This is a genomic window from Mesorhizobium sp. M0340 (genome assembly GCF_040321535.1).
GTDB lineage: Bacteria > Pseudomonadota > Alphaproteobacteria > Rhizobiales > Rhizobiaceae > Mesorhizobium.
On record NZ_JAMYRR010000007.1, the window covers coordinates 128,137 to 149,331 of the forward strand.

At 60.7% G+C, this 21,195-nt stretch carries 14 protein-coding genes; 4 read left to right on the forward strand and 10 right to left on the reverse strand.

Going from position 1 to position 21,195, the window contains the following annotated elements; genetic code table 11:
- Positions 1–265: 265 nt before the first annotated feature.
- Positions 266–769, reverse strand: coding sequence for a DUF6931 family protein (locus NKI79_RS13050; protein WP_352801996.1), 504 nt, complete (start codon positions 767–769; stop codon positions 266–268).
- 254 nt (positions 770–1,023) lie between these two features.
- Here NKI79_RS13050 and NKI79_RS13055 point away from each other — a divergent pair, with 254 nt between their 5' ends.
- On the forward strand, positions 1,024–1,560 hold the full coding sequence (locus tag NKI79_RS13055) for an OmpA family protein (RefSeq protein WP_352802104.1): 537 nt from the start codon (positions 1,024–1,026) through the stop codon (positions 1,558–1,560).
- 99 nt (positions 1,561–1,659) lie between these two features.
- Here NKI79_RS13055 and NKI79_RS13060 read toward each other — a convergent pair whose 3' ends face one another.
- From NKI79_RS13060 to tagH, 7 genes are all read right to left on the reverse strand, one after another.
- Complete coding sequence (locus NKI79_RS13060; RefSeq protein ID WP_352479436.1) at positions 1,660–3,990, reverse strand: M23 family metallopeptidase; 2,331 nt, start codon at positions 3,988–3,990, stop codon at positions 1,660–1,662.
- The gene (locus tag NKI79_RS13065) at positions 3,987–4,397 is read right to left on the reverse strand and encodes a DUF1036 domain-containing protein (protein WP_292653962.1); all 411 of its coding nucleotides are present in this window, start codon (positions 4,395–4,397) and stop codon (positions 3,987–3,989) included. Before NKI79_RS13065 ends, NKI79_RS13060 begins: the two co-directional genes overlap by 4 nt.
- A 108-nt stretch (positions 4,398–4,505) precedes the next feature.
- A complete protein-coding gene (locus NKI79_RS13070) occupies positions 4,506–7,094 on the reverse strand; it encodes a serine/threonine-protein kinase (protein WP_352801997.1) in 2,589 nt (862 codons plus the stop codon).
- Between the two features lie 5 nt (positions 7,095–7,099).
- Positions 7,100–7,873, reverse strand: a complete 774-nt coding sequence (locus NKI79_RS13075; protein WP_352778447.1) for a PP2C family protein-serine/threonine phosphatase — start codon at positions 7,871–7,873, stop codon at positions 7,100–7,102.
- A 507-nt stretch (positions 7,874–8,380) separates the two neighbouring features.
- Positions 8,381–11,944: a type VI secretion system membrane subunit TssM gene (gene tssM / locus NKI79_RS13080; protein ID WP_352801998.1), complete on the reverse strand. Its 3,564-nt coding sequence runs from the start codon at positions 11,942–11,944 to the stop codon at positions 8,381–8,383.
- 22 nt (positions 11,945–11,966) lie between these two features.
- Positions 11,967–13,475: a type VI secretion system protein TssL, long form gene (tssL, locus tag NKI79_RS13085; RefSeq protein ID WP_502909815.1), complete on the reverse strand. Its 1,509-nt coding sequence runs from the start codon at positions 13,473–13,475 to the stop codon at positions 11,967–11,969.
- A 301-nt stretch (positions 13,476–13,776) separates the two neighbouring features.
- Positions 13,777–14,820 carry a type VI secretion system-associated FHA domain protein TagH gene (gene tagH, locus NKI79_RS13090; protein ID WP_352802002.1) on the reverse strand — a complete coding sequence of 348 codons (1,044 nt, stop codon included), beginning with the start codon at positions 14,818–14,820 and terminating at the stop codon, positions 13,777–13,779.
- 304 nt (positions 14,821–15,124) lie between these two features.
- On the opposite strand from tagH, the gene NKI79_RS13095 reads away from it, so the two are divergent.
- The 3 genes from NKI79_RS13095 to NKI79_RS13105 are packed head-to-tail and all read left to right on the forward strand — an operon-like array spanning position 15,125 to position 19,058.
- Positions 15,125–17,452 (forward strand): type VI secretion system Vgr family protein, encoded by a 2,328-nt coding sequence (locus NKI79_RS13095; RefSeq protein WP_352778441.1) that lies wholly within the window; start codon positions 15,125–15,127, stop codon positions 17,450–17,452.
- A 10-nt stretch (positions 17,453–17,462) separates the two neighbouring features.
- Positions 17,463–17,885: a DUF6484 domain-containing protein gene (locus NKI79_RS13100; protein WP_352479429.1), complete on the forward strand. Its 423-nt coding sequence runs from the start codon at positions 17,463–17,465 to the stop codon at positions 17,883–17,885.
- A 9-nt stretch (positions 17,886–17,894) separates the two neighbouring features.
- Positions 17,895–19,058: a hypothetical protein gene (locus tag NKI79_RS13105; protein WP_352802003.1), complete on the forward strand. Its 1,164-nt coding sequence runs from the start codon at positions 17,895–17,897 to the stop codon at positions 19,056–19,058.
- Position 19,059: 1 nt separating this feature from the next.
- On the opposite strand, the gene NKI79_RS13110 is transcribed toward NKI79_RS13105, so the two are convergent.
- Both NKI79_RS13110 and NKI79_RS13115 read right to left on the reverse strand, forming a co-directional pair.
- Positions 19,060–20,109, reverse strand: coding sequence for a hypothetical protein (locus tag NKI79_RS13110; RefSeq protein ID WP_352648170.1), 1,050 nt, complete (start codon positions 20,107–20,109; stop codon positions 19,060–19,062).
- A complete protein-coding gene (locus NKI79_RS13115) occupies positions 20,106–21,194 on the reverse strand; it encodes a DUF2169 family type VI secretion system accessory protein (RefSeq protein ID WP_352479425.1) in 1,089 nt (362 codons plus the stop codon). Before NKI79_RS13115 ends, NKI79_RS13110 begins: the two co-directional genes overlap by 4 nt.
- Between the last annotated feature and the right edge of the window lies 1 nt (position 21,195).

A 21,195-nucleotide genomic window follows, 5' to 3' on the forward strand; every position in this document is an offset into this window, starting at 1 on the left:
GGGGATGGTGACCAAAGATGTGGGAAACATAGGGGATAGGTCCGACTTACGGGTCCGCACCTTAACCGAACTGATCGAGGACGTCGCCAGGGTACATAACAACGCTGTGCCCACAGGCCTTTGTGGAGCCTAGGGGGCACAAGGTCGTCATCGCGCGAGCCAGTTATCCGATCACCCGCTTAAAGAATTTCCACGGAATATTTCCGACCTCCCATTCCACAGGAAATCGTTTGTTGATCTCTCCTAAGTTCCGGGCAAGATGACCTTAGGGCACTGAGGGGTCGGCCATCTGTAGACCCATTTCGACAAAGGCAGATAGAATGGCAAAACGGTCCGCGAGTGCAACACGCGCCAGCCCTGCCAGAACTCCGGCATTGACGGCATGGGCGGCAGGAAACGGCGGTGAGGCGGGTGGTACTGCTGTGCGGCCGACGGATCGGCAAGCACCAACGCCATTGTCACGCCATCCGGCAGCCAAGGCAATCCAGGCGCCCGGGGTTGTAGGGGGCACTGCCGCTGCCTGGCCCAGCGCGGCACGATGGCGGGCGCTGCCCGGTTCGCTGACCCAGTTGCTGACGAGTGCGAGCAGTTGTTGATCGGTTTCATCGAGCAGCTCGCTCAAATGCCCAAGGCATTCATGAGCCCACCAGACCGCAGCCCGATCCGGCAGCAGGTAGGCACAAAAGGTGATTGCCTCTTCGGGAACGCGCCCTGCAAGGAGATCGCGGCAAAACTCGATCGAATGCTGTTCGGTTGGAAGGGTTCGCATGTCTCGGGCAGCGGCGGGACAAGCTAGGAAAAGATCTCGTGCCGTTTTGAATCGGAGCCCGTTGGCCATGACGCCACGCTTTCATCGAGAGCCTGTCAGCACTCAAGCCCGCAGCGCGGCGCTGGTCAAGTCTCTACTCGCAGCGGAGTGATAACGGCGATACAGTCGCGGCTCGGTGTTTCCCGCAGACAATTGCTTCGGAATTTGGTATGTTCACGCTTGATAATATCGGATGCTCAACAGGAGTAACCGCTATGCGGTGGGCCAGTTCACCTTTGGTGTTGGCGGTCATGGTTTTCTCAACGCATGTTTGCGCCGACCCTGTCCAGAAATCAGAAGACATCGTCAAGTTTTTTGCCGGCGCGGCCGATCTTGGCAGGTCGCGCGGAATTTGTGTCGGCACCGAGGAGCAGTGCAAGAGCAAGAGTAAGCCAAACGAGGGACCCGCCGGCAAATCCAGTCTCGACATGCTGATCAATTTCGGACTCGATTCGGCCGAACTTGACGCAACCGCGCGCGCCGAGCTCGCGGAGTTTGCCAAGGCCCTGAAGGACAACCGGCTTAGCAGTTTCCATTTCGTCGTCGAAGGCTACACTGACGCTTCCGGTCCGGCGAACTACAATGAGCGGCTCTCACAGCGACGAGCGCAATCTGTGACGTCCTTCCTGACATCAAGCGGCATTGAGGCGGCTCGGATTAATCCGATCGGCCTGGGCGAAGCGCATCCGCGCAGCCCCAACCCATACGATGCTGTCAATCGCCGTGTGGAAATGCGCATAAAGACCGAGTAGCGCATGCCGCCGAAAACTGTGCGGCAGTTTCGAGCCACAACGGCTTTGCCGCGAGCAGGGCAGTCGTTTGAACCCTTTCTTACGAACGGCTGCGATGGCTCAAAGCGCGTTCTGCACGGAGCTCAGCATCGCCATGATCACGTGTTTGTACTTTGCGAACTCGGGCGATGTCTGCCGGATTTCAGTGGTGGTCGTCGTCTGCTGGCTCGCGGTCGTTGCTGGGCTGAGCTTTCGACCCATCTTCCTTTCGGCCCAGTCCACGACATAGCTGGCGGTCTTGCCGGTGAGAAAGGGATTGGCCTGAATGACGGCTGATCCGAGCACGGCGCTCAGTTGCGCCGAACCCGACGCCGACAGCACCTGATGCGCCCCCTCCATGCCGAGGAAATGGCACAGATAGAGCCGGCCGGCTGTGATTTGGTGGCCGCGCGCCCGAAGATAGGCTTCGCCCTCTCGCGCCAGATTGCGAACCATCTCGCGCGAGATCGTGGCGTCGTAACGCAGGGCAAGCAGGTCGGCGGTCGACAGTGTGCGTGCAAGTTCGGGGCGGTATGTATTCATCATCCGGATCCAGGTCTTGGTGATGAACTGGCCGGCGCCGGTCGCTGAAGAATTCGGGTTCTTGGCACGGGCACTGCCGCCACTTTCGACATGGACGATGCGGTCGGTGAGCGTTTCCACGGCGGAAAGATCCGAAGCGACCGCAGTAACCGTACCCAGCGGGTCGATCGCCGCGCCATTCTGGTACAGTTCGAAATGCAGGTGCGGCCCGGTCGACAGTCCGGTGGTGCCGATATAGCCAATGATATCGCCTGCCTTCACCTTGGTGCCGACACCGCCCATGATTGCGAATTTCTGCATATGCGCATAGCGCGTCTCGCGCCCGCTTCCGTGCGAAATCTTGACCAGATTGCCATAGCCGCCCCCATCACCCTGGAAGCTGATTTCGCCATCGAAGGCGGCTGCGATCGGCGTGCCTACAGGCGCCGCCCAGTCGACGCCCTTATGGATGCGAACGGTGCCCAGAATTGGATGCTTGCGCGGCCCGAAGGTCGAGGTCAAGACCCCGTTGACCGGTGTGACCATGCCGTTGGTGACCGTCAGCGAGCGGACCTGATCGTCGCCTGTGACGCATGCAAACTGGCCATCGCCCTGCTGGAAGACGAAACAGTCGAGACTTTTTGTCGTGCCCTGAACACCAACATACAGCACGCGCCCGGCGCCTTCGTCCTTGCCGCGCGGCGTTTGAGAATAGATCAGCACAAGACGCTGGTCCTCGCTTGCAAAGGCGTCCAGATCCTGTCCTCTCGACAGATACATGATCGCTTCGCCGATCACGCCGGTTGGAACGCTGTTGCGTGCCGCAGTCGAGTAGATCGCGTCGAGCAGACGATACTGCCTTTTGTGGCCGCCTTCCGCCGGCGCGCCCGAGTAGTTGAAGAGATCTTCGCGTACCCAAGGGTCGACGCCGGAGACGAACACGCCCGCGGCATTGCGCGTCAGCGTGCCGACAAAGACGTTCTTGGCGTAGATCGACACCTGCATGAGGGACATCGTTGTCGTCTCGCGGTTGGGCCGGTATCCACGCATGGCCACGACATAGCCCGGTTCAAGGCCGTCCCGGCCGAAGAGGGCCTTCAGCGCCTCGCCTGCCTGCTTTGCGTCGTCGGCGGAGAAATGTGCATCGAGCGCAACGCTATCCAGACTGCGATCGTTGAGGATCTTCACGAACGTGTCTTCCGTCGCCTCGAACCGCTGATATTCGTTCGTGACAGTTGCGACGCTGGTGTTGTTTTCGATCTGGGTCTTGTGGAACGCGGGAAGAGCTGCATCGCCTGCGTCGATTGTTTCACCCCAGCCGGCCTCCGGGTCATCGGCTTCGGTCAGTTGATCGGCAGCAGGCGCGGGTTCATCGGCGCCAGGAGCTGGCTGAAGATCGTTCTGCAGATCGCTGGAGGCTGCGGGGGCGGTTTTTCGTTGTGCCTGGAAGAACGCAAAATCCTCCTGCGTCGACGGTATGGTCGTCATGAATTTCTCGCTGGCGCTAAGCATGACGTCGGACAAAATCTCGATCTGTGACGAAACCCCGGCCTGGTCGAGTTCGGCCGGACGCGGAACGACGCGGCCTTTCGTTGCGGCGCCGGAATCGGGTGCGAGCGTGATCCACATCGGGTCTCCCGCCAGGCCGATAATGGCAGGCACATAAACAGAGGCATCGGCCGGCACATCGTCGGCTCCTTCGACCGCATGCAGCTCCTCGTCTTCGTCGCCAAATGACCAGTAGTCCGCGGTGAGATAGAAGCCGGCTGCAATCGAACACAGGAAAACCGTGGCGAGGCCGGCAAGAAGCTTGCGCCAAAACGTGCGCCGGCGAAGGGCAGCGCGTGCTTGCTTCTTTTCCTTGAAGCTGGTGTCGATAGCGTGCGTCACGGACTGCTTCCGGTCAGGAAAAACGTCCACCGCACCTGTTCAAGCGTATCGACTTCGACAAATCGCGCGGCAATATGGCCGCGCTGCCAGCATTCGTCGATGCCGCGTATCGAGAAACGTCGCCGCTCAATGCACATTTCGGTCGATCCGGTCAGGATCGCGTGGCCGAAAACGTCGGTGGCGTAGAGGTAGATGTAGCGGTTCGTCAGTTCTTCGCGGATGACATTGACGCACTGATTTGCGCCGATGGTCCACCAGCCGTCGGTCTGGTCGGCATTGTCCACCTCCTGGCCGACAGCGAGGTTGACGACGTCGAGCGTCTGATTGCACACCGTGAATTCGGCGCGCGCTTCGTTGCACGAGAGCACGGCTAGCAACGCGGCGGCCGAAACGACCGCAAGCCTCATCCGGCTCATCGAGGCAAGCAAGGTTCGAAGCCGACCACGCTGCTTTACGGGCAGGTCGGAAGACGAGCGGGGCAAACGCGAGCTAAGCAGTTCCATCGGACGCCCATGCTAGCCGCCGAGTCGGAAATACTTGGCACTGGCCGAAAACTTGGAACCGTTGGCCTCAATTTCCTCGAGAATTTTGGGCAACAGCCGTGAGGCTGGCACTGGCGTGGAGATCGCAGCCGCCTGGATGTCCTGGGGCCCGGTGATCACCATGATGATCTGCGGCACGGCCTTGCCTGCAGCCCTGTCGGCGGCGCCGAGACCGATCGGGATGCTGAAGGTAGCCTTGTCCGAGTGAACGACCATGCGGTCATCGAGGTTGAACATCATGCCTTTGTGGTCGATCAGCAGCACGCTGGAAATGAGCCCGCCACGCGTTACCAGCGTACCGCTGATCGGCGTACCGTTCGGCACCGATGTTCGATCGAGAACAAGCTGCGGCTTCTCGCCAGCAGTCTGCCCCAGAAAACGCAGAAAGTTGGTGACTTCGCACTGGCTCGGCTCAATAAGGCGCACGTTGATGTCCGGCTCAACGTGGAACTTTGCCTGGAAATCAGCCAGCATCTGCTCGAATGGCTGGACCGCGGTTCCAAATCCTTCGATGGCAGCGGTCTTATCGGTGATCGAGGTCACGGCGGCGTAGAAACAGTCGCCGCCGCTGAAGTCCCGAACCCAAGACACACGTTGCGCTATCTCGTCGATTACTGGGGCAACTTCCGGCTTGGGCAGGTTCAGGGCGACCATGGCCTGATCTGGTTCTCTGGCCGCTGGCAGGTCGGCCTGCTGCTCCTTTGCCCTCGTCGTATCCGCCTGGCGTGCAGCCGGCTCGGGAACGGGCGCTGCTGGTGTCGTCTTCGCCGGCCGGCTCGCCTGGTGTTTGGGCGGTGGCAGGACGGCCTGCTGCTCCTTTGCGCTCGTCGCACCTGCCTGGCCTGCAGCCGGTTCTGGAGCCGGCACGGCCGGTTTCGCCCCCGCCTGTTGGCTTGCCTGCTGTTCAGGCTTTTGGCTCGGTGCGGCGTCTGGCTGCGCGGCGCGCGGCGCCGGAGCCTTTTCGACCAGCGGGAGGGCCGGAGCAATCTTGGCAGGCGGCGGGGGCGTATCGGGCTGAATTGATGGCGTTGCGGTTTCGGCCGGCACTTGCGCCGCGCTTGCCGACGGCCTCGACGTTTCCTGCGTTTGCGGGAGCATCTTAGGCGACGCTGCCGGCGGCTGCGTTCTGGCCGCGGCGGCCTCCGTCTGATTTTCAGTTGGCGCTAATGTAGCCTCCGTTTCCGGCTTTGGGGCTGGAACTGCCTGTGGCGGCTCAGGCGCGTGCGCATCATTGTCCGTCGCCAGCGGCTTTGACGCCTCTGCGTCAGGAATTGATGCATCCGGGAAAGGCGTTGTTGCTTGTGGTGCAAGTTGCGGTGGCTCTGGCGCGGAAAGCGAGGTTTTGACAGCGCTCGGTGCGGTGGGCGTTATAAAGCCGCTAAAATAGAGGCCGGCAACTGAGGCGAGAGCCAATGTCGCGAAGGCAGAGATGGCGATGCCTCGGCCTTTTGTAGATGTCCCGCGAACAGCACCAACGAGGGCTCGTGGCGGCGCAGCGACCGGTGAGGCCCGAGGTTCGGACAGCAGCGCTGGTCGGACATGCGGGACAAAGCGCTGCCCACCCGAGCCTGCCAAAGGCCCGCTATGGCCCAAGACATCGGATGGCGGGGACGAGGCCTTCGGGTCGGGCGCAAGGGTTTGCCCCGCTCGTGGCAAACCCGGCCTGTCGCGGTTTGGGATGAACGTCGGCGGCGTTGTCCCTTCGTCCTCGTCACGCGTCATCCTGGCAATTTCCGCCATGCTCACCGGGCGGTCTCGCGGATCCGGCTGCAGCATGGCTTCGACAATGTCACGAAAATCGTCATCGATGTCGGACAGGTCAGGCACGGTCCGACGCTTTTCGATGATCTCGAATTGGGATCCGCTCATGTCGATCGGCTTCCCGCGCAGGGCGGCAACCAACACCAGCCCCAGGCTGTAGATGTCGGACTGCTCGCTGACATCGCCGCTGTACAGCCCAAGCTGTTCGGGGGAAACGTAGTTGTACTTTCCCGCGAATTTTCCGCCGATCAGGGTCTCCCCGCCGACGGTCGCCGATCGCGCGATTCCGAAATCGATGATCTTGGCGCGATCGACCTGACCTCCGGGCAAGATGATGTTGTCCGGAGAGAGGTCGCGGTGTATTGCTCCTGCCTGATGCACGGCGCTCAGACCCGACGTGAGGCGATGGCAGAGCTTGCGCACCTGCTCAGTCGGCATAGGGCCACGTCGCATGATGTCGTATAGGGACTCGCCGTCGACGAATTCCATCGCAAGGTAGGGACGACCGATCCCTGGATCGATCGTGAAGACGTGATAACGCACGACCGCATCGTGCGAGAGGTGATTGAGGATCGACGCTTCCTTGCGGAACAAGGACAAGATCGTCGGGTCGCGGGCAAATTCGGGCAGGACGATCTTGATCGCGACATGGTCGCCAGTCTGAATGTTGTGGCCGCGGTAGACCTCGCCCATGCCGCCGAATGCGATCCGCTCGTCAAGTTCGTAGATGCCGCTGAGCTGCGTGCCGACGGCGGTGTTGGCCAGCTGCGGCGATATTCGCGTCTTGTCGTCGGCGCTCATCAGCCTCAACCCTCCGCTCTGGACAGATCTGGGTAGGGGGGGTGTCCGTTGCTTCTGCTTGCGAATTTTACCAGCACAATCGTGACATTGTCTGTCCCGCCTCGCTCCAGCACCGTTTTCAGCAGAGCCTCACAGGCCGCCTGAGGTGTTGCAGTCACAACCGCGGCGCCGATCTCGGCGTCGGTCAGATGCGCCGTCAGCCCATCGGTGCACAACACAAAGATGTCTCCCGGCATGATTTCCCCTTGCTGGAAATCGATGACGATTTCGTCGCTGACGCCTACCGCATGCGTGATGACATTGCGGCGCGGCCAGGTGAGCGCCTCGGCCGCGCTGATCATGCCACGGTCGAGAAGTTCCTGAACTTCGGTGTGGTCCTTCGAGATCTGCGAGATGGAGCCGTTGCGGATCAGATAGACCCGGCTGTCGCCCGCCCATAGGCAAGCAAATCGCCCATCCATCGCCAGCAGGGCGGCAACGGTGGAGCCGATCGTTATGCCGCGGGACTCGGAGATCCTGCGGATCTCGGCGTTGGCGCGGCTCAGCCTGTCCTCGAAGCGCGCACGAAGATCCGGGGCGGAACTGGCAATGCCGATCGTGGCCAGATGATCGACAATGCTGGCTGAAGCGACCTCTCCGGCTTCATGCCCACCCATACCGTCGGCCACCACCCACAGGCCGGTTCGTGGCTCGAGCAGATAGTTGTCTTCATTGTGCTCACGGACACAGCCATTGTGGCTTACGCCGAAGCTTTCAAAGGAAAGGGCGACATCGCTCAACTTGCCACCAAGCGCTTCTCGAAGCGCCCTCTGCAGCGCACTCTAAGGCGCTCGCTGGCGCCACTTTGCCACAGGCTCGAATATTAAAATATCGAAATCTAGCTTTGATCGCGTGGCCTTTGTGGCGGGTCACCCCGAAAAAGAGCTGAAGAGATGATTTGAGGGCGCGACAGCGCTCCGTTGCCTGGTCAACTGCGCATCCTGCGATCTCCCCGCCTGTCACAACGTGCCGGTGCCGAAGTGTTCCAGCTCTTATCCCACAACCAACCGGGCAGCCCGTCAGGTACGCCGGAATGACGCCGTGTGATCTCGCCGTGATCGGTGCTCGAGACGACCACCTGGATGCCGCTGCCAGGACCCGGCATCTTTCAGGATCCGAGCGAGCGACGTGCCACCCAGCGCAAATTGCCGACCCCGTCGTTAAAACAGGAGCGTCGGTATATTCAAAATATCGATCCTCACCCTAGCTTGGTTTCGCGATCTTACTTGCCTTCGGCGAGGTCAAATTCAAAACGCCTTCGGACAGCTGAAAGCAGAAAGTGCGGGAAGGAAGAAGGGGCTGGGTCCGGAGCCGGTCTGGATCGTATAGCTGACGTCGCGTCCGCCGATTACGAAGCGCGCCTCAACAGTGCCGTCTTTTCTGGTGATCGTCGCCTTGTCCAGCAACCGCTTCAGCGACCACGGCCCTTCGAAGCTGATAACGGATTCGCGGCCCGGCATTTCCGGCGTCAGCCTCAGACTGGCGGATGTCGAGGCCGCACCGGTCGGCCAGGACACAGTGCTTGGCGTGTTAGCCGCCTGGTTGCTCTGGACGATCTGGCCATCGACGTCGAGCACCGCAGCATCTGCATCTCCATTCAGCGAGAACGGAGTAAAGGTCAGGTTGACTGACGGCATTGACCCGCCCGACGGGAAAAATGCGCCGCGGATTTCCGCAGCCAGCTGAAAGTTTTTCAGCGTCGACTTCGACAGGTCGCGGCCAAAGCGTGCATCCTGTTTCCAGCTCCAGTCCTGGCCGCTCATGTCGATCAAGGAAGCAAGGTTTTGTGCGAAGAACCGGTCCATCAGGCCGCCCGGAGAGAACAATTTGGCGAAGTCCGCCATCGCAATATCCTCGGTACCATCGCCGGCGAAGGGGTAGCGGCCGTTGACCGCCTTCTCGCAGGGCTGCGTGACGGCCTGGTCGAGCATCTCATTCAGATTCGTCAAAGAAATTTCAGCCGTGTTGCCCTCAAATTCGTCTGCAGTTGCGTTGACCATTCTGCCGAGTTGCTTGGGCAGACGCGATGCATTGGCGCGAAGGGTGGCTATCTGCAGCTGCAGGTTGGCGTTGACACGTTCCGTCTGCGAAGGGACCTCGGTTGCCAGTCGCAGGCTCTGGTGGATGTCGCGAAAATTCTGGGTCAGCGCATCGATCGGTCGGTGTCCAAAAGGACCGCTTACCAGAGCCTGGAAGGACCTGAACTGCGCTTCGATGTTTGCCCCAGGGTTCTGGCTATGAAATTTCTCGGACCCCGTACCGGCACGGCTTTGCGATTTTGCGGAGCCAATTTGGATGCCGATGCGAGCCAGGCCCTTGGCCATGTCTGCGGCGTCCTGGGACTGGCGCAGGACGGTGCCGACCTGCACCCCAGTGCCCGAGTCGGCGCCGGAGACAGAGTCGCGCGCCAGGGTTGTTTCCTCGGCCATCGCGGTAAAAAGCTGTTCGATCGGCGAGCTTGGTGAGGCTACGGCGGAAAGCGCGACATAGTGCGGCTTGTCGTTCAGCATGGCCTTGAAGTTCAATCCATCGAGTACGCTGTTCCACGCGGCTGCGAACTCCTTGCCGTAGCCATCGAGAAGTTCGGGGCCGAGTTTGAGCAACGCCTGATCGATGCCGCCTTGCTCGCCGCCACCGCCCAGAACCCACTGGTCGTCGACGAGTGTCTGGGCAACGCGCGAAAGCTGTCCGAGAAAAAAGTTGTTGAATCCGGCTTGGGTGTAGAGACCGGGTATACGAAGCTTCGACAGATCGCCGCCATCGACGCGCTCGAACACAAGCTGCGCTTCCGGTCCAGCTTTTTGAGAGACGGCAAAATCGTCCAGCGCAGCCGCATACACCGCCGACTTGATCAATGCTGACGCGCGATCCGCAAGGCTCATGCGCCCGAGCGAACGCTGGGCGGCTTCCACAAGCGGCTGGTTGAGTTCGAAAACTGGATCATAGGCATCGTCCAACGCGAGCATGGCGCGTAGGTGCTTTTCGAGCTGCGCGCGTCCTTCCCGGTTGCTCTCGCCGGGATAACGGTTCTTTTCCCAATCCTGCTTCATCCAAGAGATGATCAGTGCGTCATCGACCTTGGGTGCCTTGCCGCCGAGCATCAGGTAGATCTTGAGCGGTTCGTAAAGCGTGGCAGGCTCAGCCATCGTCGCCTGGACCGTCCGCTCAGCCTGAACGAGCAGACGCGACCGCAACATTCGTTCCAGTGCTTGCCGATAGGCCGTTGTCGATGCAGAACTAAGCCTTTCCCGCTGGCTCAGGCCGAACGTTTCGTCGATCGGGATCGGTGAGTCACTGCTTTCGAAACCGGCCGGCATGTTGCGCAATTGGTCGAGTGGCCCGATGACGTTTTCAAGGTCGACATCCGCGACCGTCGTGCTTTTGAGCAGGGCGTCCGCTGTCTCGCGATATTGGCTCGTCGCCTGCGTCGTAGAGGCGATCAGCGAGCGGTTGGCCATGAAGCTCATCCCGAGCGCGCCAAGGGCCGCTGCAGTGATCAAGGCTATGATGCCAAAGCCGCCATACCTGAGGGCCGCTGCCCGCCTCTCGGTCGCTCGGTCATAGGAAACCCATCCGGATTCAGCGAAAATGACATCGGTCAGGAGATCGTGCAAAAAGAAGCTCTTGCCGGTCCCGGACAGGTGGGGGCGGGAATTGTTGCCGAAACTGCGGCCGATTGCGCCCAAGACCTGATCGATGGGCGTTCCCTCCTGCGTCCCCGACGAGAAGTAGATCCCACGCAAACTGACGTTCACCTGGCCGCGCACCGGATCGAACAGGCTGGTCACGAAATTGGCAATTCGCCCCTTGAGCGCGTAAAACTGGGCCGGAAAGCCAAAGATCGATATGCGCGAGACCGGATCAAGCTCTTCCTGCAGGCGGTCAGCCATCTCGTCCGCCAAGCGGTTCGCCAGCGCATCGAATTCGGCCGGAGCCTCACCGGCCATGTTCTTGTTGCGGTCTGTGGTCTGGAATGTCGCGCCCCAGACCTTGCGCCTGCGCGGCTCCTCGAAACTGCTGAAGTATTCCATGAAGCCGGAAACAAGATCGGCCTTGGTGAACAGCAGGTACACCGGAAACTGGATTTTAAGCGTCTGGTGGATCTCCCTCAGGCGACTGCGTATTTCAACGACTTGGGCATCTAGCTGCTGGTCATCGAGGCTGATGAGGTCGGCAAGGCTGATGGCCAGGATGACCCCGTTGATCGGTTGCCTTGTGCGGAATTTCTTGAGCAATGACAAAAACGCAAGCCAGCTCTTGCTGTCGCTTCCAGCACTGGAATCCTGCGTGGTGTAACGTCCTGCCGTGTCGATCAGCACAGCCCCTTCAGTGAACCACCAATCGCAGGAGCGGGTGCCGCCAACACCGGCCACCGGCTGGGCGTCTCCTGAACCGGCAAGCGGAAAATTCAGACCCGAATTGACCAGTGCCGTCGTCTTGCCGGCGCCCGGCGGGCCAATGACGATGTACCATGGAATATCGTAGAGGAAATTGCGCTTGCCGCTCGAGCGTTTGAGTGTTCCGATGGCTTCACTCATGCGCGCCTCGAGCACCGGTGAATCGTCATTGCCCTCGTCGCCGCGAGCAATGACGATCTCGAGCGCTTTTTGCGCCTTTCTCACCTGCCAGACGCGCACTCCGTAAACGAGGGCCGCGGTCGCTACGATCGTGCCGATGATTGTCGCGCGCAACCAAACAGGTCCCAGCGGCCGGATATCGGCGAAGCGGATCAAAGGTCCAGCAAACCAGATCGCTGCCGCGAAACCGGCCAACGCGGCCGTGCTGAATATCCGCGGCAGCCAACGCATCATTGGCGTTTCCCACCGGCGGTCTTCACAGCGTTTCCTCCTTGGGGATCATCACGTCGACACGGCGGTTCTTGGCGCGGCCCTCGGACGTCGCATTGTCGGCAATTGGCTCATCTGCGCCCTTGCCATCAGCGGTCACTCGCGCGGGATCGCTAAGTTTCGCGGCGATCATTGTTCCAACAGCCTTCGCGCGGGCGACCGAAAGGTCAAAGTTGGATTTGAACGCGCTCGATTTCCGTGGCTTCACGTTGTCCGTGTGGCCAACGATCCTGATTGGCCCCGGCTCGTGCTCAAGGGCTGCGGCAATCTGTTCGGCCAGTGACTGAGACTCAGGCTTCACTTCGGTCTTGCCCGGCTGAAACAACAATTGATTGTTGATCTCCACTACGATGAAGTCGCCTTTTGTGCCGATGGTCATCCCGCCGCGCTCGACTTGCGTGGACAGTGCCGAGCGGATGCGGTCGATCTGCTCGGTTACGGCAGGCGAGGCAACTGTCGCCGGTTCGGCAAGTGGGGGTACCACACTGGCGCGCTCGATCGTCACGGGTGTCGAGGGATTGAGCGCCAGCAACTGTCTGGCTGCAGCATCGCCTTCATCGGTCACGAACGCCCGCAACGTGAAGAACGCGGCCGTCAGCAGGGCTGATGCCGCGGCGGCAACGCCCCAGAGCGGCAGGCGGGTAGAAGACGGCACCATCGTCGCCGCCATGCTTTGCCAGCGGGGGGAGATGTCCTCTCCGGCGCGGGCCCTGAAGTAGCGAAGCGTCTCGTAGACGTCGCGCCGCACACGTTCGAGACTGATATCGTCGCGCGCCAGGCCCCGATACTGGCCCTCAAATCCCAGGGACAGGCAGACATGCATCAGCTCCAGCAGGTCTAAGTGTGGCTCCGGATTGGCCAGCACCTTGTTTAGCGCTTCGAAAAAGCCGGCGCCCGTGGCTTCGAGGTGAAAAAACCGCGACAACATACTGTGCTGTGCCCAGGTGTCCTTGCCGGTCCAGGGCAGGTTGCCAACAAGATCGTCGGCAGTTTCGCAAAGGGCGAACTTCGCGATCCGCGCATCCTCTTCGGCAACGCCCGACTTCTCCAGCGTCCGGTCGAACCTCTCGATCGCTTCGGCGATATGCTCGGCCAGTGGCGCCGCCTGTCTTTCAACCGGCACAAGCCTGAGATGCCCGAACAGGACAAGCAATGGTGCTGACGCCGCGAGGATCGGATTTGCCGTCGAATATTTGACCGTGTCGGCGGCTTCGAGCAGCACCTCCTGCTGAATGATCGGCCTTGACTCGGCTGCCCCGGCTTTGGCCGCTGCACCGGACGGCGCTCCCTGATAAAAAATGGTTCCGGATGTCCAGTCCGGCGGCATATGCCGACCTATGTCAGGATCGAAAACTGTCGATTCCTTGACGTCCAAGGGCCTGACCGGCTTGGCAATCGGTTCATTTGCGGCTGGTTTGGCATTCTGCCCGCGCCCTGGATTGGTGCGGATGACGGTCTTGCCGACCGGGCCGAAAGGATCGTCCTTCGAGCTCATTGCCGATGTGCCGCCGCGATGCAATGTCCGCGCTCGCGTTCGAGAGGCGCCAGATCTTTCCTGGCCGGATAGGGCAAGCAAGGGGCCGGCCAGCGAGCCCTTGGTCCGCAGCAGTCTTTGCTACAAGAAACGATGTCGCCGCAATATGACATCTGCCGCAGACCCCCAGGTCAATCAGGCTTACCCGCCTGGCGAACGGTCGTATGTGATCGTAATCTCAGATGTTGTCGATTGGAACATGATGCGGTGCGCCGATGCGCTTTTCTTCGTCAGCTAGAGCGGCGCAGTCTATTGGGCCGGTCTATTTGTGCTTGTCAGCTTTGGCATACGCCTCGCCGAAATAGGCCAAGAATATATCCAGCATGCCGTTTTCATGGGCTTCCTCCATGTTCCGCCATGTCGCGACAAAAGCGTCCCATGCTTGGGCCTTCTTGGAGGTGAACGATGTCGGTGGAAGCTTTTTGCCGATCGCTTCCGGCGACAGGTCGTCAAGCAGTCGCGACAGCGCAGCTTGCATGGCGGCATAAGTCGCAAATTCGTGCGTCTTGAGATCGCGGAACGCATCTTCGACGCTGTGCCTTGCATCGAGATAGCCGGATCTGCGCCGTGCAAACATGATTTCGAGGATGTCGTCGATCCCCGGCACGAACTTAAGCGGGTTGTTGTCGGCGGAGCTTATCATTGTCCGGTGCGTGCTCTTGGCCAGCGTTTTGGCGGCCGCACGTGCCTTCAGCAGCATGGCCAGTTGCTCGACCACCACCCGCAGGACCGAGCCAATTTCGGCCGCAACTTCATGCGGGTCCCGCGACTGCAGCAGTTCCGGGGAAATACCCGCTCCAATCGCGATTTCCCGCAGCACCTCGTCTCTCGTCGACGGGACCGACGCGGGCGGCGACGGTGCTCGTTGCCCAAGCCATCGCTGTGCCGAATTCAAGAAGGGCTCGCCTCCAGAGTCAAGCGGCCGATCGGCCGCGATAGGCATGTGTCGTTGTGTCGAACCTTCGTCGCCTTGCGGATGGGTCGGCGAGGCGCGCTCGTCAATCGATACCAAGATGACGTAGCGGCCGACCAGGAGCCTGTCGCCGTGCGCCAGCCGGTGTGGACCGGTGATGCGTTGGCTCGATCCGTTGATGAAAGTGCCATTGCGCGAGATGTCATGCAGCCAAAACGCGCCTGCCTCGTATCGAATTTGGCAATGCCGGCCGGAAATGAACTTGTCCGGGTCGGGTAAGATCCAGTCGCAATTTTCGCGTCCGATTTTGAAGGTGCGATCACGCGATCTGTAGCCGGGGGATACGCCAGCGGGCAGGACATCGACATTGCTGATCTGCAGACTGATTAACATGCACAATCGCCTGTGTGATCGCTGGCGGCCTTGTCGGCACGATACTCCATGTTTTTAACGTGGCTAATCCAATTTCGCATCACATTGGCGCAAGGCAGCGGGCGAACCCTCGATCTTGCTGCTTCGCCCAGCTATGCATGCCGCTTTGGCCCGCGCAACAACATGTGGTACGCTCAACACGGACCAGCAACCCAGTGAGAATTGTTTGGCTTTGAGTTCCTGAACCTGCCGTCGTTAGTATAGCAGGACAGTATAGCAGGACCTTCAAATCCAGTGGCGGCAGGGTCCAGGAGGGGCACGACCAATGCCGAATGAACGTGCCACGGTTGTGGAGACGCCGATTGGCGCCGAGCTGTTGACCTTCACGCACCTTGTCGGGCGCGATGAGATAAGCCGTTGTTTTGGCTACACCGTTGGGTTCGTAAGTACCGATCACGACATCAATCCGCTGAAGATGCTGGGTGGGGCCGTCTCGATCGAAGGTGAATCCGATCCAAAACGTTGGTTCAGCGGCCTAGTGTCCGAGTTTAGACTTACCCGGATCGAGGACCAACTGGCCTATTACGAAACGGTCGTCAGACCATGGCTCTGGTTTCTCGGAACTACGACCGACTGCCGCATTTTCCAAAACATGAGCGTCGTCGAAATCGTCGAAGAAGTATTTTCAAAATACAGCACCGCAAAATACGAGAAGCGCCTGCAAGGCTCTTATCCGCCGCGCGAATACTGCGTGCAGTATGACGAGACCGATCTCGATTTCGTGCAGCGACTCCTCGAGCACGAGGGCATCCTGTATTTCTTCGAGCATGGCGAGGGCAAGCACACGCTTGTGCTTGCCGATTCGATGAGCAAGCTGAAGCCGGCGCCGGGCTATGAAAAAGTGCCTTATCACTTTGAAGGGCAGGGCTCCCGGCGGGATGTCGAATATATCACGGAATGGATCCCGGGCAGTTCGGTGCGGCCGGGCGCCTATGTCCATACCGACTATGATTTCAAAAAGCCGGGCGCCGACCTGATGGCCAAATCGGCCCAGCCGTTCAGTCACAAGCTGGCTGCGGGTGAAAATTACCGTCAGCCCGGCGCGCATCTCGAAGTGGGCCGAGGCGACAGCCTGGCGGCAATCCGGCGCGAGGAAATCCAGGCGGTGCACCAGCGCATCGCCGCGGTTGGAACCGTGCGCGGCCTGTATTCAGGCTGCATTTTCAAACTGGACGGCTTTCCGCGCGAGGACCAGAACCAAGAGTATCTGGTGGTGAGCGCCGAATACAGACTGTTCGACCCCGGCTACAGAGCCCATGCGGATGTCGAGAGCGAGAACTTCAAGGTGATCCTTGGCGTGGCACCCACGGCATTGCCCTATCGTCCGCCACGGGTCACGACACGGCCGATCATGCGCGGCCCTCAGACGGCGACTGTGGTCGGTCCGTCCGGCGAGGAGATATTCACCGACAAATATGCGCGCGTGAAGGTCCAGTTCCATTGGGACCGGCTGGGCAAGAAGGACCAGAACAGTTCGTGCTTCGTGCGGGTTTCGCAGACCTGGGCCGGCAGCGGCTGGGGTTTTATCCAGATTCCGCGTATCGGCCAGGAGGTCATCGTCGACTTCATCGAAGGCGATCCTGATCTGCCGATCATAACCGGCAGGGTCTACAACGCCGCGCAGATGCCGCCTTATGGACTGCCCGGCAACGCCACGCAATCCGGCTGGAAATCCGATTCGTCGAAAGGTGGTGGCGGCTACAACGAACTGATGTTCGAGGACAAGGCAGGCTCCGAACTGGTCAACTTCCAGGCGCAGAAGGACCATCACCTTCTGATTAAGCACGACCGCAACAAGTTGGTGCAGCACGATCAGTCCGACCGCATCGACCACGACGCCAAGCACTCTGTCGGGCACAATCTCGACGAGGACGTAGGCAACAACAAAACTGTCAAGGTCGGCGTCGACCAGACAACTAACATCGGGTCGAACGACACCGAGACGGTTGGGGTGAATCGATCGCTGACAGTCGGATCGAACGAGAGGATCCACATCGGCGCGAACTCTACGGAAAACATTGACGCCAACCATTCGCAGACCGTAGCGATTGTCCAGACGATCACGGTTGGGGCGGCGCGCGTCGATACGGTCGGTGCCTCCGAGACACGAAGCGTCGGCGGACCGCAAACGAATACGATCGGTGCGACACGATCGGTTACTGTAGGCGCGGCGCAGAGCCACACGATTGGCTCGGCAGACAAATGGCAGATCGGCGCCGCGCAGACGGTTGACGTCGCCGCCGACCAGAGCTTTACTGTTGGCGGCGCCCATTCCTCGCAGGTCGGCAAGGCGCGGCTGGCCAAGATTGCAGCGGACGAGGGGATCGAGGTCGGCGGGGCCTACTCGCTAAAAGTCGCCAAGGCGAGCAGTGTCATTGTCGGCGAAGACGGCGTGATGAAGTTCGGCAAGAAGCTTTACGTCGAGGCGGCTGACGAGATCACGCTGAAATGCGGCGATGCCAGCATCATCCTCAAAAAGGACGGCACTATTAGCGTCAAGGGCAAGGACATAAGGCTCGACGGCAGCGGCGACATCGACGTGAAGGCCGACGGCAAGACCAAAATCAAAGGCAGCAGTGTTCACAACAATTGAGGGCCGAGCGATGGACGTTGTGGAGCGTGTTGATGGGGTGATAATTGGGTTGCTGATCGGCTTCGATGATGGCTCGCCGCTCGTCGTTTTCGTCGGCAATCCCAGCGACACGGCGCTCAAGGCCCGCAGCCTCGCCGCTCTCGACGCTTCCGCTGTCGGCTCGGAAGTGGCGCTGCTGTTCGAAGCGGGTGACCCCGCCCGGCCGCTTGTGGTCGGACGGATAGTTGATCCGCGTCCCAATCCGCATCCCGTCGAAGTGTTGCGCGACGGTGAGACGGTGATATTGAATGCTCGCGATCGCATTGAGTTCAGATGTGGCTTGGCGTCCATCATTTTGGAGAAGAACGGGCGCGTCTCCATTCGCGGCACACAGCTCAACAGCCACGCGACCGGTACGAACCGTATACGAGGGGCGGCCGTTCACCTGAATTAGGTCAAGCCGATGCAGCGCCTTGCGACGATCCCCGCCATCGTTGACCAGCACGCGGAGGACGCCGCTTTCCTCTGGTCACGGCGGCGCCGCGAGATCGATGGACCGCTACTGGGCGAAGTCGACATCGGCCGCATCGACCAGCGGCTGGACGCCAATCTTGAAGGCCTGTTCGCGTCGGGCGAGGCTGCGTGGGCGGCGGCGAAGGCGCGTTTCTCCGATTATTCTGAAGCCCCAGAGCTCTTTGTCATGGCGTGCCTGGCGCTCCATTGGGGACTGGAAAAGCCGCTTGCCGCAGTGATCGAGGCCGCCGCCGCACTCGGCGAAACCGGCATCAAGGGTATATCAGGCGCCATCGCCCGGACACCGCGCGAGAAACTCCGTCCTTTTGTCGCCAAGTGGGTCGATTCCAGGGAAACGATGCTAAAATGCATCGGGCTTTCGGCGCTCTGGCACCATCGCGCCGATGCCGGCCCGAGCCTCGGCGATTTAGTCGCAAATAGCCAGGCTGAGATCCGTATACGAGCATTGCGGTTGGCTGGCGCGTTGCGCCGCCGCGATCTGCTCCCGGCGGTAGCTGAGCGTCTCGCCGCCGATCAGCTGCCGGAACGGTTGGCGGCCTCGATCGCCGCTTGTCTCCTCGGCGCGGACCGTATGGCCCTGCCTGTTCTTGATGAATTGCTTGCCTCGCGTAGTGTTCCCCAAGGTGAGGTGATCGAAATCCGGCTACTCGCCTCGGCGGGAACTCCCGCAAAGGCCTGGCTTCAGAAATGTCTAAACGAACCTTCGTTGCGACTACCGGCTCTAGCCACCATAGGAATGCTTGGCGACAGATCAATCGTCCCCTGGCTGATCGAACGCATGCGCGAGCCCCAATCCGCTTATGCCGCGGGCCTCGCTTGGCGCGATCTGTTCGAGGTCGATTTCAATGATACCGACGTCTTCACAGTCGATACCTCGCCGCTTGGAAAGCCATTCGCCAAGATCGAGGACTCGCCGCTTCCAATGGCCGAACGCGCGAGTGCATGGTGGGACGATGGGCGGGGACCGGGCAAACACGTCGCATTCCGCTCCATGCGTCGGCTGCGGCTCGCGGCCATCCGAGCCTCTTTGGACAACCGTGACCTCCCATTGGCCGACTGGCGGCGCACGCAGCGCTTCCCCGCCTGGATGTAATTCAGCTGGACTTTACCTGGCTGACCAGCGCCGTGGCGCGCAATCCGGCTTCGGACGCAACTTCGCACATAGCTACCGGACCGGGCGCGTAGCCGGCGGTGAAACTGTCGGACGCCACGAGTAGCGCCAGCGCCCCACCGGCCGCTCCCACCTCGCCGACGGTCATCGCCGGATAGGCAATCGGCAAGATCTCACGCCGTGTACGATAGAAGCGAGATCTTGCTATATTTGCTTCCCACCCGCTATAGCGCTCCCCATTGCCATTGCTGACGACAAAGACGATGTCAGGTTCTTGCGGACCACTGTCGGTCCCATTCAAGGCACCCTGAAGCGCACCAAGCAGCGCCTTGCCCTGGCTGTATCGCTCCGTCAGAACACTATCGGCTTCCTGAGCAAAGCCGGCGCCGTGGATGGCGGCGAGACACGATGACTTCGAATCTGGTCTCGATTGCAAGCAAACAAAGGCTGCCGCCTCTCCGGGAACAAGCCCTTGAGAATTGTCAGAGCCCTTCAGCCGTCCCGCCTCGGCGAGCCGAGCGATATCCTTGTCGTTGACCAGACTGTCGACGCCGCCGAGCAAGACGCGCTCGACGCCCGGATGGGCAAGTATCTCCGGCATTTTCTGAAGCACGCCAATGCTTGCGGCGGCGCCGCCATCGAGCGCCCGCGATGCCTCATGGAATGGTCCGCCGCATGAGCGCACGACGGCATTCAGGAAGCCAGAAGGGTATTCTTCTTCGAAGGCCGCATGGTTCCTGAACTGCTCCGGTAGCACCAGGATCAGCACGGTCGTTCGCGGATCCGCCGCCGTCGATGCGAGCGCGTCCATGATGGCGCGCGCCGCCATGTTGACCAGCCAGTCCCAATCGGTGGTTTTCAGTGACCAGTGAGTGGGAATGCGCGAGACGATCTGCGATGCACCCATAGGCTCGGCCAGCAGGTACTCTTCATAGGCGGAGAGCCCGGCGCGGATCGCGGCGAGCGTTTGCCGCCGGTTCAGGCCGGCGGGCGTCACCGCGCCACCGCCGACGATATACAATGGCCGATTCATGGGAGCCACGCCGGGCGTTCGCTAATGGTTCCGTCAGTCCCGCGCAGCGCAAAATAGTCCTTACCCTTTCGTTTCGCCGCAATCAGCGCCGGCGTGACGTGCCCGAAGACAAGTTCGCGCAGCGCAGGCCGGTTGCGCCGCGTCGTCATAGCCACCCGCGCCTTCAGCGTGACCCTAAATATGTCGGGCTCGATGATGATCGTATCAACTTTGAAAACTTGGTCTTCGACGCGGTCATCGAAGATCAGGCGGATGGGCGCGACCACGCTTGGGAGCTTGAATTTCCACCGGCCGCCGGGAGTGAGTCCTATCAGAGTGACCTGATCGCCGCCGTTGAGATCGGGAAGTTGCTGGTCCGCCGGCGCCGCGAGATTGTAGCGCGGATCGCAATCCTTCGGTGGCAAGGGCCACTGGGAGTCGATCCAGGCCTGATCATAGGTCCCTGCCAACGGCAGGCGCGGCTGCCACCCGCGCCCGAGCGCCCCGAAACCGGCCGGCCGCGGCTTGTCCGAGGGACTCATGAATGGCTCGGCCGGGTAGGTTATGTTTGGCGCCTGCGTCTTGACTGCTGGATCAGCCGAGCGGGCAAGGGCGAAACCCACTCCCAGCGGATTGTGAGGATGGGTCTTCAGATCGGCGGTGGTGCCGCCGTAGGCGCGTTCATAGACGATAGGCATCCGTGTGAATGGATGTGGCGCGCTATAGCTGCCGGCATCGTACATGCGGTCGCCGACGATACTGAGTACCTTTTGCAATGGCCCGAACTTCAGTCCGGCTTGCATTTCTCGAACCGGCTTCCCGTTCGGCGCGTATGCGGTGCCGTTGACGATAACGTCCACGCCGGGCTTGCGCATAGCGATGTCAGCCTCGTAGCGCGTCGATGAAAGAGCAGGATCGCCGAAAAAGACGTCGCTGAGCGTCACCGGCAATTGTTCCTGGGCCGGTTCCAGGGCTGTCGTTTCCTCCGCGCCTTGGAAGCTCGCCGAAAAAATGCCCAGGAAAACCTCCTGACCTTCCGCATCAGGCAGTGTGTAAGACCCTACAGCGAAAGGGGTACGATTCTCCAACCAGACCGCAAAGCTCATC